The organism is Curtobacterium sp. LFS079 (genome assembly GCF_047977865.1).
GTDB lineage: Bacteria > Actinomycetota > Actinomycetes > Actinomycetales > Micrococcaceae > Arthrobacter.
The window spans coordinates 117,668-132,789 of the sequence record NZ_JBFPFO010000001.1 but is presented as its reverse complement, the minus strand read 5'-3'; the positions used below and the strand labels follow the sequence as shown (position 1 = coordinate 132,789).

Here is a 15,122-nt window from a genome sequence, read left to right as displayed (position 1 = left end):
CAGATTGGAACCACTCCCATGACTACCACTGACACCGCCCTGCCGGGCACCGCGCCCTTCGCCGTCCGCCGTCCCGCAAGCCAGGGAACCCCCGCCGGGCTGCCGCCCGTGGGACATTTCATCAACGGCGCCTTCGTGCCGGGCTCCTCGCCTGAGCTGCTCGACGTCGTCAACCCGGCCACGGAAGCCGTGCTGGCTTCGGTTCCCGCCGGCACCGCCGCAGACGTCGACGCCGCGGTGGAGGCCGCCGTCGCCGCCCAGGTTTCGTGGGGCGCCACCACGCCGCGGGAGCGTTCCGAAGTCCTGCACCGCATCGCCGACATCCTCGAGGCCAACCGCTCATCCCTGGAAGACCTCGAATCCGCCAACACCGGCAAGCCCCGCAGCGTCGCAGAGGACGACGTGGCCAGCACCATCGACACCTTCCGCTTCATGGCCGGCGCCTGCCGCACCCTGACCTCGCTGGCCGGCGGGGACTACGCCGGCGGGCACACCTCGGTGATCCTGCGCGAACCGGTGGGCGTGGTGGGTGTGATCACGCCGTGGAACTACCCGCTGCTTATGGCCGCCTGGAAGATCGCCCCCATCCTGGCCGCGGGCAACAGTGTGATCCTTAAGCCGTCGGAGCAGACCCCGCTCTCCACCCTGAAGCTCGCCGAGCTGGTGGCCGGGCACATCCCGGACGGCATCTTCAACGTCGTCACGGGCCAGGGCCGCACCGTCGGCCAGCGCCTGTCCGAGCACCCGGACATCGCTCTGGTGGCGCTGACGGGCAGCGTGGCAAGCGGACAGGCCGTGGCTGCCACCGCGGCCCGTTCCGTCAAGCGGGTCCACCTGGAGCTCGGCGGCAAGGCGCCAGTGGTGGTCTTCCCCGATGCGGACCTCGCCGCGGCAGCCGCAGGCGTGCGCAGCGCCGGTTATTGGAACGCCGGCCAGGACTGCGGTGCCGCGTGCCGCGTGCTGGTGCACGAATCGGTGGCTGAAGAGTTCACCCGGCTCCTCGTCCAGGAGGTGGCAAGCCTGGTGGTCGGCGCCCCGGACGCCGGGGACGACGTCGAAATCGGACCGATGATTTCCCGCCAGCATTTCGAGCGGGTCAAGGAAGCCCTGGCCGACGCGAAGGCAGCCGGGCTGCGGACCGCCGTCGGAGGCTCGGCCTTGGACGGCCCGGGCTACTTCATCGAGCCGACGGTGATCGCGGATGTTCCGGCGGGAGCACCGATAGCCAGCCACGAGATCTTCGGCCCGGTGGTGACGGTGGAAACCTTCGCCTCCACCGAGGAAGCGGTCAAGCGGGCCAACGAAACCCCCTACGGCCTCTCCGCCTCGGTGTGGACCCGCGATTCGGCCCTGTCCCTCAGCGTCCCCAAGCAGCTGGACTTCGGTACCGTGTGGGTGAACGCCCACCTGGTCCTGGCCAACGAGGTGCCGTGGGGCGGGTTCAAGGGATCCGGCTACGGCAGGGACCTCTCCCTCTACGCCTTGGACGACTACTCCCGGACCAAGCACATCATGATCAACCACGGCGCCTGAGCCCTGACCCGAAGATCGGAACCTGAAATGAGCAACGCGCCCACCCGCGGACCCCTGGCCGACGCGGCCGTCCCGCCGGTCCCGTTCGGCACGGACGTGCCGTGGAGAAACTGGGGAGGAAACCAGCATGCCACGCCCGCTTTCACGGTGCGGCCGGGCAACGAACAAGAGGCCCTGGACGCGGTGCGCTTCGCCATCAAGGAAGGGCTGCCGGTCCGCGCCGTGGGCTCGGGACATTCCTCCTCCCCGCTGGTCCAGACGGGCGGGGTGCTGCTGGACATGTCGGCCATGGCGGGAATCACCGGAACCGACCGCGAAAACCGGCGCGCCCGCGCCCTGGCGGGGACCACCATCAACGCCTTCGGCGATCCCCTCTGGGAACAGGGCCTTGCCCTGGCCAACCAGGGCGACATCGACAAGCAGCAGATCGCAGGCGCCCTGTCCACCAGCACCCACGGCTCGGGAATCGGGCTGGGCAGCTTCTCCTCCGCGCTGCGCTGGGTGAAGCTGATCGACGGCCACGGGGAAATCGTCGAAATCGGCGAAGGCCAGCTCCGCGAACTCAGGGCAGCACAGGTAGCCCTCGGAACGCTGGGCATCTTCCTGGAGGTGGAACTCGCCGTCGAGAACGCGTACTACCTGCAGGAGGAAATCACCTACCCCGATTGGGCCGAGACCGTGGCCGGCTGGGATGCGGACATCGCCGGCAACAGGCATTACTCCTTCCTGTGGTGCCCCAGCGAAGGCTCCGCGGAACTCCTGGACCTGCCCGGCGCTCCCGGCGAGCGCATGACCAACCGGAGCTACACCAAGCGGTACAACGTCGTCGGCCTCAAGGACGAAAGCGGGATTTCCAGCGTCGAAGGCAAGCGCCTGGACCGCTCCTACCGGATCTATCCGGGCGGCTTCACCACGCCGTTCCACGAGCTGGAATACTTCGTCCCGACCGAGCACGGGCTGGCGGCCACGGAGGCCATCCAGGACCTTATCCGCACCAAGCATCCGGACCAGCAGTACCCGGTGGAGGTGCGGTGGGTGAAGGCGGACGAGGGCTACCTGTCGCAGTTCCAGGGCCGGGACACCACGGTCATCACCCTCACCACGGAACCCGGGACGGACTACTGGCCGTTCTTCCGCGACGCCGATGCCCTGCTGCAGGAGTTCGAGCCCCGCGCGCACTGGGGCAAGATCCATTTCATGAGCCGCAGCCGCCTGGAAAGGCTCTACCCCGAGCTGGATACCTTCATCCAGGTCCGCAGGGAATTCGATCCCCGCGGAGTGTTCCTCAACGACCACACGCGGGCGCTAGTCGGCTGATTCGCCCCCAACGCGGGGTCACTTACGGCCCATTTTGCCCGGCGGAATGGGCCGTAAGTGACGCCCTCGCCCAAGGGGTACGGCTTCCGATTTCAGCCAAGGCGACGGATACCTTCGTGGGCCAACCCACGGTCTGGACCCTCCGCTAACGAGCGTAAAGGTCACCGACCTCACACACGGCCCAACCGCGCCAGACCTGATGGCCATCGATATCGACGGACAAGTCCGACCCTGGGGCGAGAGCGGCGCGCGCTATCAGGGCCTTCATTTCCAGAAAGTCTGGATCGCCCTCAGAACCGGGGCCAAAATGAACATCACCGTGCCACTGGCGATGCAGGACAAGATGCGGATCGGCTGGTCGAACGACGGATACAGGTTGGCCAACGAGTTGAAGGTCCCCGGTTGCGAATCAGATCCGGCAGGCGCGCAATGGGTAGCCTACCCCGGTGGATTCTGGCTGAGGGAAGCTGGTTGCGTACCGCTGACCATCACGACAGATACAGTGACCAAGACCGTCCACGTACCGCTCGGCAAGAGCTGTCCGTGATCGCCGGAAATTACAGTTGCCTGCCCCGACGGTCCAGTTCGGCTCTTCGAGCTTCTTCCTCGCTCCAGAACGGGGCGTCATTGCGGTGGACCCGTAGTAGATACAAGAACCGGATGGCATTGATCAGTACGACCAGAGAAAAGATCCATGCTGCTTCGGTGTCCCATCGCTCACGTCCGCCGAATTTGGTAATGGCCAAGGGAGAGAAACCGAGAACCATAAGTCCAGATGACCAGATTGAGAGACGCCAACTACCGCGCGTCATTCTCGGCTGGAGGCGCTTTTGACCCTCTAACTCCGACATGCCGGCAGCCTACGGCAGTTGCAACTGGAAACAACGGCCAGTATGTGGATCGTCCACCCTGGTCTAGTGCCCCGCCGGGCCATCCTGCTTCGGCTTGGCAGCGGCAGCCGCCTCCCGGGTAGATGCGGTGACGTCCGCGAGGATCCGCTCGTGGATCTGGGCGGTGAGCTTGTGAATCGCACGCGTTAGCTCGGTATTCTCCTCAAGCAGCTGCTCCTGGGCGTTGTAGTCATGGTCTGCCTTCACCTGTTGGAAAGCCGCTTGACGGTTCTGTCCGATCATGACGAAGGTCGAGAGAAAGATCGCTTCGAGCGAGACGATCAGCGTCAACGTCGGCCATGGGCTTTGCTCGAACACGAGCATCCACACAGCAAAAAGCAACACATGCAAGTAGACGAAGTTCATCGATCCGGCGAAGGCCGTGATTGCATCCGCGACTCGAAGCTGAATGCTTGCGGCCCGGCGCTCGGCCTCGGCCAGGACCGATGGGTGCAGCTTCGCCCGCTCGCTTTGGGAGAGCAACCGCGTGGGCCTCAGATACGATCGCGGGTGCGCAGGAGCGCCCGTCGTAGACGTCGGTTTGGTTCCAGTCTGTTGTGTCATGGGTTCAATCCCTTGGCTAGCGGCGAGCCCGTCCCGCCTCTGAGAGCGAGCCTAGCGCCGCCATGCGCCTAATCGCAGGACCAAGCGATGACTCACGAACCAGAATGTACGCGTGCCAGCCACACATGACAGCTTGGGCACTAAACTGGCCGCATGACCCCCCAGGAACTGGCCAACCTTGCGCACCTGCGCCGGGCCAAGGACCTGATCGACCGCGAGTACGCCCGTCCGCTGGATGTTCCCACCATGGCGGGCGGCGCGCTCATGTCGCCGGCGCATTTCTCCCGCCAGTTCAAGGCCGCATACGGGGAGACGCCCTACAACTACCTCATGACCCGGCGGATCGAGCGGGCCATGGCCCTGCTGCGGGCCGGCAGCAGTGTCACCGATGCCTGCATGGAGGTGGGCTGTACCTCGCTGGGCTCCTTCAGCTCCCGCTTCACCGAAGTGGTCGGGATGACGCCCAGCGCCTACCGGGACCGGGAACACGAGGCGGTCAAGGCCATGCCTTCCTGCATCGCCAGGCAACGCACCAAGCCGGACCGCAAGCCGAGCAGGATTGAAGAAGCATCTGCCTGAACGCAGCAATACGTTTGAGGCATGAACATTTCACTTCAGTACGCACAAATCACCGTCAACGACCTCGACGAATCGCTCGCCTTCTACCGCGACACCCTCGGTCTCGACGTCCGCAACGACGTCGGCTCCGACGGGCAGCGCTGGGTCACCCTGGGCAGCGCCTCCCAGCCGGACCTGGAACTGGTGCTGTCCGAGCCGCACGCCGGCCGCTCCAAGGACGACGGCGACGCCCTCCAGGTGCTCCTGACCAAGGGCGTCCTGCCCGTGATCGTTTTCCGCACCGACAACGTCGACGCCACCTTCGAACAGCTCCGCGCCGCCGGCGCCGAGGTGCTGCAGGAACCGATCGACCAGCCGTGGGGCCCGCGCGACTGCGCCTTCCGCGACCCGTCCGGCAACCACGTCCGCTTCAACCAGATGTCCTAGTTTCCTGCAAGAACGCACGACGCCGGTCCCTCCACGTGAGGGCCGGCGTCGTGTGTTGGGGTGGATCCGAAAGCTTAGCCCTTCGCTGCTGCGCTCAGCCGCGGGTCGTCGTCGGGCAGGTCTTCCTGGCTCAGTTCCTCGTCGGAAAAGCTGACGCCGGAACCTTCCGCGGGCGCTTGATCGACCGGTTCCAGCGCCTGGAACAATTCCTCATAGAGGGCGGGAACGACGTCGTCCGCCGCATCCGCGGGAGGTGTCACCGGAGCCGCGGCAGCCGCCGCCGGAGCAACCGTGGGCGCGAGCGGCACGCGCTGGGCTGGATATTCGGGCGTGCGGTATTCGGGAGCGCGGTATTCCGGTGCGTAGTACGCCTCTTCGAGGGCAGCGCGCTCACGCTCGGCTTCGAAGAGTTCGGCTTGTTCCTGGACGGCCCGCTCGTGGTGCAGTTCGGCGACCTCCGCGCGCTTCTGGTACATGTGCACCGTGAGGTGGGTGATGGCCAGGAGCACCACCGGCGGCATGGCGGCCACGAGCGCGGAGACGATCGGCGGGATGCCCGAACGGATCGCGTCCACCGTGAGGATGGCATGGACGGAGTTGGCGGCAGTGGAGACGATCGCGCCGAAGAAAAGCAGGGTCCACGGGTAGACCATGGCCCGGCGGCTGTGGCCGTTGAGCGCCACGATCGCCACCGTGGAGGCCACGATCATGCCGTCCACGATGATGGGCCAGATCCAGGCCAGGTGGGCTTCGATCCCGGAGCGCTGCGCAAGATCGGTCAGCGCCGCGAAGGACAGGATGAAGGCGCCAACGGCGATCACCACTGTGGTGCCAACCGCGGTAAGGAGGACGGCCTTGTGCGGCTCGTTGGGGATCCTGGTGTTCACCGGATGATCTTACCGGCCGGAGGTGCCCTCGATTTCCCGTGGCTGCGGCTATCCCGGGCCCTCTCCCCTTGTGGAGGATTCCGGGCGTAATCTGGCGTTAAGCCGGTAGTACGGAATCCGGTACAGGCCAATTGCTGGGAATTGGGTTGGGGCATGACGATGCGGAATGGTCCAAAGTTCACAGTGGCGGCGACTCTCGGACGGGTCTTCGGATACTTAGTCCTGAGTGCCATCGGCGGCGTCCTGTCGGCCAGCCTGGTGGTGCCGGTGGTCGCGGCGACAGGGTTCGCCGTCAACGGTTCCGTCTCCTATTTCAACGGACTGCCCGCAGAGCTGACCGTGGGACCGCCATCGCAATCCAGCAAGGTGCTGAGCGCTGACGGCAAGCTGATCGCCACCTTCTTCACCGAGAACCGGGTGCCGGTCAAGCTGGAGAACATCTCGCCCTTCGTCCGCAACGCGGTGGTCGCGGTGGAAGACAGCCGCTTCTACGAACATCCCGGCGTGGATCCGCAGGGCATCCTCCGGGCTCTCCAGGTCAATCTCAGCGGCGGGGACCGCCAGGGCGCCTCGACCATCACCCAGCAATACGTGGCCAATGTGCTCAACGAGCAGCGCCTCTCTGCCGGGCACATCGACGAAGTGGTGCTGGGCGGCCAGAAGACCATGCTGGACAAACTGCGCGAAATGAAGCTTGCCCTGGAACTGGAGAAGAAGTTCACCAAGCAGCAGATCCTTGAGGGATACCTGAATATCGTGTTCTTCAACCGGGACGCCTACGGGATCGAGGCCGCATCCCGGCTGTTCTTCAGCACGTCAGCCAAGAACCTCACCCTTCCGCAGGGCGCCCTGCTGGCCGGGCTGGTCAACAGCCCCAGCGCCTACAACCCGATCGCCAATCCGCAGACCTCCGTGCAGCGGCGGAACGTGGTGCTGTCCAAGATGCTCGCCCAGGGCATGATCGGGCAGAAGACGTACGACGCCGCGGTCGCCACGCCCCTGAAGCTGAAGATCACGCCGGCCCGGCAGGGTTGCGCCAACGCTGCAATAGCAACGTACTTCTGCGATTACGTGTCGCACCTGATCCTGAACAACAAGGCCTACGGGGCCACCTTCGATGACCGCGAGAAGCTGTTGTACCGCGGCGGGCTGACCATCACCACCACACTGGACAGCCGCCTGCAGGCCGCGGCCCAGACCCAGGTGAACCTGTCTGCAGGTGCCAACCCGGACAAATGGGGGGCATCGCTGATCACAGTGCAGCCAGGCACCGGAAAGATCCTGGCGATGGCCCAGAACAGCGTGTTCCTGCCTGCGCCCGGGAAGTTCGACACCCAGCTTAATTTCAACGTCGATGCCCGGGATGCCAACGGCTACGACCTCAGCGGCGCGGGCGGTTTCCAGCCTGGATCCACCATGAAGCCGTTTACCTTCGCGGAGTGGCTGAACGAAGGCAAGCCGCTGAACGCGATCGTGGATGCTTCGCGTCGGGTCTACCCCGTGGGGTTCCCGTGGCGTTCCAGCTGCGGCGGGCGGGTGCTGGGCGGCTACAGTTCGGCGCAGAAAGCCGCCAATGAAGGTGCCGACGACGACCTGCAGAACAACGACCCCGGCTACTACCGGCCGATGCCCATCAATTACGGCCTCTTCAACTCGATCAACACCGCAACCTTCGCCACCGCGGCCCAGCTCGATTTCTGCGGCATCCAGAAAATGGTGGACGCTGTGGGCCTGCACAGCGGAGTGGACCGGGCGCAGATCAACATGCACCAGCTGGGCAACCTGCTCGGCGCCACCGGTGTTTCGCCCCTCGACCTGGCCAGCGCCTTCGCCACCTTCGCCAATGACGGCCGCTACTGCGAGCCGATCGCCTTGGTCTCGGTGATCGCTCCGGACGGAGAGCGGCTGGCCGCGGATCGCGCGAGCTGCCGGGACGCCGTGAAACCGGAAGTGGCCCGCGGCGTCAATGCTGTACTCCAGGATGTCCTGGTCCAGGGTTCCGGCTGGTACATCCACCCGAAGGTCCAGGATCTGGTGCCCACGGCGGCGAAGACCGGCACGTCCAACACCAACGGGGCCACGTGGGTGGTTGGCTACACGCGCGCGCTTGCCACGGCGTCGTTCTTCGGCGATACCTCCAAGGGCCAGAAACGCGAGGGCCGGAACGTCACCATCAACGGCAAGTTCTACCCGGTGCTTGATGGCTACATGATCGCAGGGCCGCAGTGGGCCAACTACATGGTGAAGGTCGTCCGGCTCTACCCCAGCGGGAAGTTCCCGGATCCGCCGGAGTCGATGATGCGCGGCCCGGGCCCGCGTCCGAGCAAGGTCGGTCCGCCGCCGGAACCCGTGCAGAAGGCGCAACCGGCGCCCGCGCCTGAATCCTCGCCTACTCCGGCGCCGACTCCCGCCCCGGCGCCCGCGCCCGCTCCGAAACCCAAGCCCTCCCCGAAGCCGCCCAAGCACTGAGGCACCGGCCGCAAAGGCGGACGACGACGGCGGAAGGACCCGCCGTCGTCGTCCCGTTTTGCCGTCGGCTCACTCAGCCGGTTCGAGTTCCGCTTTCTGTCCGCCTTCGGCGACAGGGGAAGCCTTTGCCGCGCCGCCCATCGCGACGTAGTACGCCGCACCGGCGGTGACCAGGCCGACCGGCCAGGCGAAGGCGGCCACGGCCCCGAGCCCCGGCGCGAGGGCCAGGATTGCGGCGAGGACCGCCGTCGGGATGAACACCCCGATCGCCTTCGGGTTGACGCCCTTGCGGAAGAAGTACGTACCCGATTCGTCGGAACGGTAGAGGTCCTTGATCTTGACGATTCCGCGGTTCACCAGGAAGTAGTCCGCGGCCATGATCCCGAACAGCGGACCGAGGAAGGCGCCCAGACCGCCCAGGAAGTAGTTGACCACCACGGGGTTCGAGTACAGGTTCCACGGCATGACGAGCAGGGCCAGGACCGCGCTGATGATGCCGCCGCGCTTGAACGTGATGTGCTTGGGCCATACGTTGGCGAGGTCGTAGGCCGGGGAAACGAAGTTCAGCACCACGTTCACGCCGATGGTGGCCACGATGAACATCACGGCGCCGAGGACCAGCACGGAAGTGTCGGGAACTTTGGCCAGGATCAGGGCCGGGTCCGTGATGGCCTTGCCGAACACCACCACGGTGCCGATGGTCATGGTGATGCTGATGGCCGCGAACGCCGCGAAGTTCACGGGGATGCCCCAGAAGTTGCCGCGGATCACGGACTTCGCCGAGGTGGCGAAGCGGGTGAAGTCGCAGTAGTTCAGCAGCATGGTGGCGTAGGTTGCCACCAGGAGGAAGGCACCGGTCAGCACGCCCAGGACCGAGTCGCCGCCGGACAGCGGGGCGATGGACATGTCCATCGGGATGTTCCAGCCCGCCTGGGCGAAGAGCCAGACCGCCATGGCCAGCATGACCACCCAGACGATCGGGCCGGCCCAGTCCTGGAAGCGCCGCACGGCCTCCATGCCGCGGGTGATGACCACCAACTGCAGCACCCACAGCAGGATGAAGCAGGCCCAGCCCAGCAGGGAAAGGCCCAGGAAGCTCTGGTTCTGCCACTGCTGCAACTCCGGATCGATCCTGAGCAGCAGGACAACCACGGCCATCGAGGCCAGGTAGGTCTGGATGCCGTACCAGCAGATGGCGATGACCGCGCGGATGAGGGCGGGGATGTTCGCGCCCCAGATGCCGAAGCTGATCCTGGCCATCACCGGGAAGGGAACACCCGTGCGCTGGCCCATCCGGCCGGCCCAGTTCATGCCGAAGAAGAGAATGCCGGTGCCTATGAGGATCGCGGCCAGCACCTGCCAGCCGGTAAGGCCGATCACGAAGAGACCGGCAACGAAGGTGTAAGTGCCGATGTTGTGGATGGCGGACATCCAGACGGCGAAGAAGCTGTAGGTGCTCCACTTCCGCTCGGTGGCCGGGGCGAGGTCTTCGTTGTAGAGGCGGCCCGAGGGGTCGAGTGCGGCGAGGGATTTGTGGTCGGAATCCATGGTGGCTCCTGGACAGTACGGACACGGTTCACATGGGATCCCAACTTGGGATCCCATGTGAAGTGTTGTGGGTCACACCATGGAAGTCAATGGATCCGGGCTGAAATGACGAATGTGACCGGCGGGGGCGGCGCTTCCGGGAATCCGAGCTACGGCCAGGACGCAAAGATTGAAGTTACCCTCACGGACGCCGCCGGAACAGAGGTCTTCAGACAGACCGCGCCGATGAACAACGACGGCGGATTCACCTTTTCATTCAAAGTCCCTGCCGGGATGAAGCCCGGCAAAGCCGGTGTCACCGCCGTGCCTTACCGGCTCGACTGGTGCGATGACACCGGCAGGAACAACCGGCTCACGCGTCAGGGTGCCGGGGACATTGCCAGAACTTCATGCGTCATTCCCATTTTTCCGCTGACGATCAAACGGTGGGCAACCTCGTAAGATCGCCGTCCCATATGGTTCGATCGGCCGACCCTATAATATTCGCCCGTCCGCATCATATAAACCGATCCAACGATCGTTCCGCTTTAGAAGTTTTCCTTGGGCGATCGAATTAGCCACCCAAATGTCCTTGGTTCGATTGCCTCAGCGATCGGTGTTCCTCATCAAGGAAGCGTGCCCATCGTCGCAACAGTCCGATCTCCCCGACTACTTCACTCGGATGGGAAACCGGCATGTACCTGACCAGCGAGGAAATTGCCGGCGGATAATCGAAGTCTGCGTAAATCTCTTCGACCGCCCCGAGAGGATCCGTCAAGGCCTCCCGCTGAAGGTAGGCAGCCTTCAACTGCATGTATAGCCACTTCCGGGCAGAATCACGCGGGTCATCGAACCTTCCGGGATAGTCGAGTTCCTTGAAGATCTCGGGTATTCGTTCAACTTCATCGAGTAACAGCACCGCTAGCTCGTAAAGCAAGGGGTCTGAATTACCGCGCTGGACTTCACCGACCGCTATGTCAATAACGGTCCGCTCCTTAATGAAGGACCGCTCCAGGCCGTAGCGCAGGTCGCCGGCTACAAGAGGGATTTGTTGAGACAGCACGAAATCCGAATCAAGTTCAAAGGTAATAGTCATGGCAGCTGGTTTGGGAAACCTGTTACGTTTCCTCTGGGATGAACCGCTGATCGGTAATCACCGGACTCTTTCCATTACGATCGATAATCCATTCAAAAATTCCAGGCTTTTCATTCACCCCTCCATTGAGTTGGAAAAGCTCGCGTTTCATTCCGTCCCCCCGTGATGACAAATCGTGTGGCCGCCGGATCACCGACCACAGGATCCAAACTGGCGCTCAGGAATTCTCCGCATGTTTGGCGCGGAACGGATCCGCGGCGTATACGCCGAGGATCCGTACTTCCGTGGTGAAAAATTCGAGTTCTTCCAGCGCACGGCGGAGCCGGGGATCTTCCGGATGGCCTTCGACGTCGGTGATGAACATGGTGGCCGCGAATTCGTTGCCCACCATGTAGCTTTCCAGCCGGGTCATGTTCACGCCGTTGGTGGCAAATCCCCCGAGGGCTTTGTACAGGGCGGAAGGGACATTGCGGACCCGGAAGACGAAACTCGTGATCGCCGGGCCGGGCAGTTCCTGCTTGGTGGGAAGCGGGCGCTCCTGCGTGAGGACAACAAAACGCGTGGTGTTGCTCGGATCGTCTTCGACGCCGGAGGCCAGGACCTCGAGGCCGTACAGTTCCGCCGCGAGGGGCGGAGCGAGGGACAGCTTGCGTGGATCGTTCCACTCGCTTACTTCCCGCGCGGACCCCGCGGTGTCGCCTGCGATGACCGGCTTCAGCCCCGCCTCGCGGATGATCCGCCGGCATTGACCCAGCGCGTGGATGTGGCTGTGGACCTCGGTGGCTTCCTCGATGCTGCTTCCCGGAACACCCATCAGGTCGAAGCGGATGGGCAGGAAGTACTCTCCGACAATCTGCAGCTTGGACTGCGGAAGCAAGGCGTGGATGTCCGCCACCCGGCCGGCGATGGAGTTTTCGATGGGGATCATCCCCAGGTCGACGGCTCCTGTCGAGAGCAGCTCAAATGCGTCCTCGAAGCTGGCACACGGAACGCTTTCGGCGTCGGGGAACATTTCCCTGCAGGCAAGGTCCGAGTTCGCTCCCGGCTCCCCCTGGTAGGCAATCTTTTGAACCATGCTGCCCATCGTTTCATTGAGCCCGCCGGGCGACCCAAACGGCGCAGGTTCATGACCAAACGGCCACGGTGAACCGCCGCGCCTGCTGAGAGCGAACGGCTAGTTCGTTCCTCCACCCTCGGCCCGCAGGGGTGCAGTGGATTCGCGGACCACCAGGTGCGTTGCGAGTTCCACCCGGCGCGAGTCCAGGGTGTCGCCGCGCATCTGGCGCAGCACGAAGCGCAGGGCGGCGCGGCCCATTTCCTGCAGCGGCTGGGACACGGAGGTCAGCGGCGGCACTGATTCCTCGGCCTGGTATGTTCCGTCGAATCCCACCACGCTCATGTCCTCAGGGATGCGGACCTTCTGCCGGCGCGCCTCGGCGAGCACACCGAGGGCGATGCTGTCGCTTGCGGCGAAGACTGCGGTGGGCCGCTGTTCGAGCTGGAGCAGGGCTTTCATGCCCGCCACCCCGTGCTCGGGACGGAAGGGCCCGGAGAAGATGTAGCTTTCCTCCACCGGCACGCCCTCGGCCATGAGCGCGGCCATATAGCCGTGGAGCCTGGCCTGGTTGCATTCCGCGGCCTCCGGCCCGCCCAGGTAGGCGATCCGGCGGTGGCCGAGACCCAGCAGGTGGGTGGTCGCAGCCTTGCCTCCGGCCCAGTTGCTGGCACCGACACTGACCACGTCGCCCTGCGGCGGGTTGAGCGGGTCGATGACGACAATGGGAATCTTCCGCCGCAGGAACGGCTCCAGCTCGGCCGAGCTGAAGGCCGATGTCACCACGATCATGCCGCTGCGCCCCTCATCGATGATCCGCTGTGCCCGCTGCTCGGGGCTGAGGGGCGACGCCCCCTGGACGCCCGTGACGTTGAGGAGGACTTCGACGTCGGACACCGCCGCGTGCTCCAGCACGCCGTTGAGCACCTCCACCCCGTAGGCGGAGTTCAGGCTGTCGAGCACCATTTCCACAACTGGCCGGCGCCAGGCCATGTTCTTTCGCTGCAGGGGCGACTTGTAGCCGGAGCGTTCGAGCGCGGTGAGAACCTTGGCACGCGTGTCCGCGGCTACGTCCTCTCGCCCGTTCACCACCTTCGAGACGGTGGGTGCGGATACGCCCGCTTCCCGGGCAATCGCCGCCAACGTCAACTTGGCTGGGCGTTCATTGCCGGCCATGCACACCTCGACTCTTTCGAAATATTTCGGTGGCACCAGTCTGTGTTCACTGGCCCGGGAAGTCAACCGGCATTTCGTAAACGACGTGAACTTTATGCCGGGAAGTCCTTGACCGTGACTCGGACCACAGTTAGATTTGCGTTACGGACCGAAAATACTGTCGAAATATTTCGAGTCGAAAAGCACCCCGTACCACCGGCACGGTGACCTCCCCGAGGGCCAGCCCCCAAACCAACAGCCGGGCAATCAGCGTCGAGCCCGAAGGACGAATGGAAATGCACATGCTAAAACTCACGTTGCGCTCAGCAGCGATCGCCGCCACTGCCGCTGCCGTCTCGATCTCCCTCGCGGCCTGCGGATCCAGCGGACCGGCAGGTTCGGCAGGGAACGCCGATTCGGCCACGATGTGGGGGCTTACGGGTGGCAACCAGCCGGTGCTCCAGAAGTCGGTGGACGCCTGGAACAAGGCACATCCCGAGGAGGCCATCAAGCTCGACTTCTTCGCGAACGATGCGTACAAGACCAAGGTGCGCACCGCCGTCGGCGCCGGGCAGGGACCCACCTTCATCTACGGCTGGGGCGGCGGCGTCCTGAAGTCCTATGTGGACGCCGGCCAGGTTGCCGACCTCTCGGACTTCGTCAAGGACAACCCGGACGTCAAGAGCCGCTACCTGCCCTCCGTCCTCAAGAACGGCACGATCGACGGAAAGACCTATGCCCTGCCGAACAACAACGTGCAGCCCGTGGTCCTGTATTACAACAAGGAAGTCTTCGACAAGATCGGCGCCCAGGCCCCCAAGACCTGGGACGACCTCATGGCGCTCGTGCCGAAGTTCAAAGAGGCAGGCGTGGCCCCCTTCTCGCTGGGCGGCCAGTCCAAGTGGCCCGACTTGATGTGGCTCGAATACCTCGTGGAGCGCATCGGCGGACCCGAAGTGTTCGCCAACATCGCCGCCAACAAGCCCGGCGCCTGGTCAGACCCCGCCGTCAAGGAAGCCCTGGGCAAGATCCAGGAACTGGTGGATGCCGGCGGATTCATCAACGGCTTCTCCTCCATCGCCGCCGACAGCAACGCCGACCAGGCCCTCCTCTACACCGGGAAAGCCGCCATGATCCTGCAGGGCGGCTGGATCTACCAGGGCCTGAAGAAGGACGCGGCCGGCTTCGTCTCAAGCGGCAAGCTGGGCTACACCACCTTCCCCGCCGTCTCCGGCGGCAAGGGCGACCCCGCCAACGTGGTGGGCAACCCGTCCAATTTCTGGTCGATCTCGTCCAAGGCCACTGACAGCCAGAAGAAGGCCGCCCTCGAATACGTCAAGAGCGGCATGTTCACCGATGCCGACACCCAGGCCCTGATCGATTCCGGAGCCGTCCCTGTCACGACGGGCATCGAAGGCAAGCTGGCGGCCTCGCCGGACAAGGACTTCCTGAGCTACGTCTACGGCATGGCCAAGAACGCGCCGAACTTCACCCTCTCCTGGGACCAGGCCCTCAGCCCCGCACAGGGCGATGCCATGCTGGCGAACCTGGACCAGATCTTCCTCAAGAAGATCACCCCCGAGCAGTTCGTCTCCACGATGAACGCGACGATCGGAAAGTAAGAA

At 64.5% G+C, this 15,122-nt stretch carries 14 protein-coding genes; 8 read left to right on the top strand and 6 right to left on the bottom strand.

All coding sequences use genetic code 11. The features are described from left to right. Positions 1-18: 18 nt before the first annotated feature. From ACNQPB_RS00645 to ACNQPB_RS00635, 3 genes are all read left to right on the top strand, one after another. Positions 19-1,533, top strand: coding sequence for an aminobutyraldehyde dehydrogenase (locus tag ACNQPB_RS00645; RefSeq protein ID WP_498748232.1), 1,515 nt, complete (start codon positions 19-21; stop codon positions 1,531-1,533). 27 nt (positions 1,534-1,560) lie between these two features. Continuing rightward, complete coding sequence (locus tag ACNQPB_RS00640) at positions 1,561-2,850, top strand: D-arabinono-1,4-lactone oxidase (protein ID WP_498748230.1); 1,290 nt, start codon at positions 1,561-1,563, stop codon at positions 2,848-2,850. A gap of 199 nt (positions 2,851-3,049) precedes the next feature. Beyond that, a complete protein-coding gene (locus ACNQPB_RS00635; protein ID WP_498748228.1) occupies positions 3,050-3,397 on the top strand; it encodes a hypothetical protein in 348 nt (115 codons plus the stop codon). 367 nt (positions 3,398-3,764) lie between these two features. On the opposite strand, the gene ACNQPB_RS00630 is transcribed toward ACNQPB_RS00635, so the two are convergent. After that, entirely contained in the window at positions 3,765-4,304 is a 540-nt protein-coding gene (locus ACNQPB_RS00630) for a DUF1003 domain-containing protein (protein WP_498748227.1), read from the bottom strand. 153 nt (positions 4,305-4,457) lie between these two features. Between ACNQPB_RS00630 and ACNQPB_RS00625 the strand changes: the two genes are divergently transcribed. After that, positions 4,458-4,883 carry a helix-turn-helix transcriptional regulator gene (locus ACNQPB_RS00625; RefSeq protein WP_498748225.1) on the top strand — a complete coding sequence of 142 codons (426 nt, stop codon included), beginning with the start codon at positions 4,458-4,460 and terminating at the stop codon, positions 4,881-4,883. A 21-nt stretch (positions 4,884-4,904) separates the two neighbouring features. Further along, positions 4,905-5,309: a VOC family protein gene (locus ACNQPB_RS00620; protein WP_498748223.1), complete on the top strand. Its 405-nt coding sequence runs from the start codon at positions 4,905-4,907 to the stop codon at positions 5,307-5,309. A 74-nt stretch (positions 5,310-5,383) separates the two neighbouring features. On the opposite strand, the gene ACNQPB_RS00615 is transcribed toward ACNQPB_RS00620, so the two are convergent. Continuing rightward, the gene (locus tag ACNQPB_RS00615; protein WP_498748221.1) at positions 5,384-6,196 is read right to left on the bottom strand and encodes a DUF2637 domain-containing protein; all 813 of its coding nucleotides are present in this window, start codon (positions 6,194-6,196) and stop codon (positions 5,384-5,386) included. A 153-nt stretch (positions 6,197-6,349) separates the two neighbouring features. Here ACNQPB_RS00615 and ACNQPB_RS00610 point away from each other — a divergent pair, with 153 nt between their 5' ends. Beyond that, entirely contained in the window at positions 6,350-8,665 is a 2,316-nt protein-coding gene (locus ACNQPB_RS00610; RefSeq protein WP_498748220.1) for a transglycosylase domain-containing protein, read from the top strand. Between the two features lie 69 nt (positions 8,666-8,734). Here ACNQPB_RS00610 and ACNQPB_RS00605 read toward each other — a convergent pair whose 3' ends face one another. Beyond that, a complete protein-coding gene (locus ACNQPB_RS00605; protein WP_498748218.1) occupies positions 8,735-10,213 on the bottom strand; it encodes an NCS1 family nucleobase:cation symporter-1 in 1,479 nt (492 codons plus the stop codon). Positions 10,214-10,318: 105 nt separating this feature from the next. Here ACNQPB_RS00605 and ACNQPB_RS00600 point away from each other — a divergent pair, with 105 nt between their 5' ends. Next, positions 10,319-10,654 (top strand): hypothetical protein, encoded by a 336-nt coding sequence (locus ACNQPB_RS00600; protein WP_498748216.1) that lies wholly within the window; start codon positions 10,319-10,321, stop codon positions 10,652-10,654. Positions 10,655-10,766: 112 nt separating this feature from the next. On the opposite strand, the gene ACNQPB_RS00595 is transcribed toward ACNQPB_RS00600, so the two are convergent. From ACNQPB_RS00595 to ACNQPB_RS00585, 3 genes are all read right to left on the bottom strand, one after another. Next, positions 10,767-11,288, bottom strand: a complete 522-nt coding sequence (locus ACNQPB_RS00595) for a DUF2247 family protein (RefSeq protein ID WP_498748214.1) — start codon at positions 11,286-11,288, stop codon at positions 10,767-10,769. Positions 11,289-11,505: 217 nt separating this feature from the next. After that, a complete protein-coding gene (locus ACNQPB_RS00590; protein WP_498748212.1) occupies positions 11,506-12,363 on the bottom strand; it encodes a prephenate dehydratase in 858 nt (285 codons plus the stop codon). A 99-nt stretch (positions 12,364-12,462) separates the two neighbouring features. Continuing rightward, complete coding sequence (locus tag ACNQPB_RS00585) at positions 12,463-13,518, bottom strand: LacI family DNA-binding transcriptional regulator (RefSeq protein WP_498748210.1); 1,056 nt, start codon at positions 13,516-13,518, stop codon at positions 12,463-12,465. Between the two features lie 281 nt (positions 13,519-13,799). Here ACNQPB_RS00585 and ACNQPB_RS00580 point away from each other — a divergent pair, with 281 nt between their 5' ends. Further along, positions 13,800-15,119 (top strand): extracellular solute-binding protein, encoded by a 1,320-nt coding sequence (locus ACNQPB_RS00580; protein ID WP_498748209.1) that lies wholly within the window; start codon positions 13,800-13,802, stop codon positions 15,117-15,119. Positions 15,120-15,122 lie beyond the last annotated feature (3 nt).